Here is a 2,343-nt window from a genome sequence, read left to right on the forward strand (position 1 = left end):
CGGTCAACGACAAACAGTCCCCCTTCCCCGCTTGCGGGGAAGGGGCTAGGGGATGGGGTTTCACCGCCTCCTGAATCTCCCGCACGACTCCTTCCATGTCGTTCAGCACCCGGTCGTTGGTGAAGCGCAGAACGCGGTAACCCAGGCTTTCCAGAAAAGCCTGTCGGGCGGCATCGTACTCTTTTTGCGATTCGTGAATCGGGCCGTCCACCTCCACGATCAAGCGCGGCTCGCGGGCATAGAAGTCCACAATAAAGCGATCAATGCAGTGCTGACGGCGGAACTTGACCCCCAGTTGCTCCTGACGCAATCGCTGCCAGAGGGCCTCTTCGGCAGGTGTCGGATTCTTGCGCATCTCTCGCGCCTGGGGCCCAAGATGCTCATACAGGTGGGCCGGCGTCTGCCAGTGATATTCGTGAGCCGGCCCGTGGGACTGCTCACCATACTTGATGAACAAGGCAATGGCCACGCCCTGGCGGATGTCGAAGACGTTTTCATCCGGGCCGCCATCGGGCGCGGTCTCACGCTTCAAGCTGTTGCCGTGCAGGTCAATGATATAGATCTCATCGAAGGTCCCCAGGAGGCTCTGACGCATGCCGCGAAAGGTGGGATTGTCCAGGTAGCTGTGGTTGGTGATCATCGCCACGATGCCCCGCCCGCCCTTGTGGATCTTCCACTGGGCAAAGCGCAGGAACTTGACGTAGTCATCCTGCAGCCATTTCGGGTTCTTCTCGCCCAGGGGCTTCCCATCCATAACTTTGAATACCGTCATAGTCAGTTTTCAATAGCTGCTCTGTCCAGTCGTTCGTATTAGCCGAGATGCCAGAATAAGGCGGATTACCCATAATGACGAGAATCGGTTGGTCCTTTTTCACCTTGGCGGCTTCGTGGCTTTCCTGACTGAGTGAAGCAAGACCGGGGATCGCAATCTGCTCTAAATCTTCCATTTCCAGCGTGTTGGTCAGATAGAACTGGAAGCGTTCCCCGTTCTGGAGCGGAACACCCAACGAGTCAAGAAGAAAACCCATTTTCATATGACCGACGGCATACGGCGCCATGAGGAGTTCGAACGCGTAGAAATGCGGCAAAATATGGCGGCGGAGAAACGTGTCCTTCGCGCCCTGTCCATATTTGTCAGTGAATTCCTCAAACGCAACGCGGACCGCCTCGGCCGGAAAGGTGAGAGTGCCCGCAGCCGGGTCAAGCACGGTTACGTTCTCGTCGGCCAGTCCATCGGCCAGTCCAAAGCGACTTTTCAAAACATGATGGACCGCGCGCACGATATAGCGCACCACCGGCTGGGGCGTGTAATAAACGCCGCGCCGTTCGCGCGTTTCGGGGTCGTATTCGGCCAGGAAGGTCTCGTAAAAGTGCAGGATAGGGTCGTCACCTTTGCCCTGGCGGTAGTATTCCGTGAGAATGGCCTGCACATCCGCCGCGTTCAACACCGCGGCAATGTCGTCCACGATGACTTCCATTTGCGGCGACGGTTTGCCGAGCGAGATGAACTGAAAGACGTCGCGCAGAATGCCGATCGTCGAAGGGATGAGAGCATAGGCCATCTGACGGTTGAAGGCCCCCGTGGCACGCGTTCGAGCGGCAAACAGGCCGTAGGTGATGGTCTGCGCATAAAGGTCGGCAAATTGCCGCTCACTGAGCCCTGCGACAAGATATTTTCTGAAGGCATCGTAAAACCCGAACAGCGGACCGCTTTGTGCGGCAACCTCCTCGCAAAGTTCCGGGAGGATCACCTCATCTCGTAAAAAACGGGTGCGCCGCGCAAGCTCACGGGAAAGCTCCTCGGGCGTCAGGCTGGGTGGCAAGGCGAACGAAAGGAACGCAGACATCAGATCGCTCATGTCCCCGACGTTCGCGGCGGGCGGGGTCTTTTTAAGCGTCTGGGCGATGAATGGGCGACCAAGCAGCGCACGCCGCACCTCTTCGCCATGCCGGTAGAGGCGAAATTCAAAGAAATCGGTCAGGATCAGATTGGGAAAGGTATGCCGATAGCGCTGGAGTTGTTCTGAGTTTTCGATCTGATCGAGTCTGCTTCCGGGAAACTTGGCTTCGATGTAACCGATGACCTGGTGTGAACCGTCCCAGATCCGAAAATCGGGACTGCCACCTTCCGTCTTTTTGGGAAGGACCGTCACCTGCACAGCCCGGCCCTGTTGCTGGGCAACATTTTCCAACAGACTCTGCAAGGCGGAGTAAAAACTTTCCTCGCGAGCATCGCCCCGCTGAGCAATTTCTGCAATCGAACGAAGGTAATCCGTGAATAGCTTTTTCATGGTGCCCATTCGCTATCTGTCCCATCCGTTGGCAGGGTAACGACTCCCTTGC

General features: G+C 57.1%; 2 protein-coding genes. Both read right to left on the bottom strand.

All coding sequences use genetic code 11. From position 1 onward, the window contains the following. The coding region (locus H5U08_RS16000) for a DUF559 domain-containing protein (RefSeq protein ID WP_297035318.1) at nucleotides 1-754 on the bottom strand (754 nt) is incomplete at its 3' end. Beyond that, nucleotides 705-2,300, bottom strand: coding sequence for an N-6 DNA methylase (locus H5U08_RS16005; protein ID WP_297035322.1), 1,596 nt, complete (start codon nucleotides 2,298-2,300; stop codon nucleotides 705-707). The genes H5U08_RS16000 and H5U08_RS16005, both read right to left, overlap by 50 nt. Nucleotides 2,301-2,343 lie beyond the last annotated feature (43 nt).

Source organism: Thermogutta sp. (assembly GCF_014359955.1).
Classification (GTDB): domain Bacteria; phylum Planctomycetota; class Planctomycetia; order Pirellulales; family Thermoguttaceae; genus Thermogutta.

Excerpts from the sequence above, each read along its gene's own strand:
- H5U08_RS16005 (WP_297035322.1), bottom strand. The coding sequence starts at position 2,300 with ATGGGCACCATGAAAAAGCTATTCACGGATTACCTTCGTTCGATTGCA.